General features: G+C 35.6%; 1 protein-coding gene. It reads right to left on the bottom strand.

All coding sequences use genetic code 11. The features are described 5' to 3' along the window. Window positions 1-277 (bottom strand): FKBP-type peptidyl-prolyl cis-trans isomerase N-terminal domain-containing protein (locus tag EII42_RS12760; protein WP_305000361.1); only part of this gene is annotated, 277 nt, incomplete at its 3' end. Between the last annotated feature and the right edge of the window lie 21 nt (window positions 278-298).

Below are 298 nucleotides of genomic sequence, written 5' to 3'. Positions count from 1 at the left end.
CAAGATATTTTTTGCCTTCTTCTTCAATTTGTTTAAATTGAGCTTGTGCCGCTTCCGCTGCTTGTTGCTGTAATTCTTGTAATGCTTGCGCAACTTCATTTAACTCTAATGCAGGTGGATTTTGATTAAGCGCATCATAAATCCCTTTGGCAACAGCTTCAGCTTTTACTGCTAATTTGCTATCAACTAATTGTTGACCAATTTGTAAACCAATACCGTAACTGCCTTTCGCAGAAACATCATCTAATGCAATTTGTGCAAAAAATTGTTTTGTCATTGTTTTTCCTTTGTTTTGGTT

Source organism: Tessaracoccus sp. OH4464_COT-324 (genome assembly GCF_003932855.1).
GTDB lineage: Bacteria > Actinomycetota > Actinomycetes > Propionibacteriales > Propionibacteriaceae > Arachnia.
The sequence above is the reverse complement of the archived record's forward strand: the minus strand, read 5'-3'. Positions and strand labels throughout refer to the sequence as shown.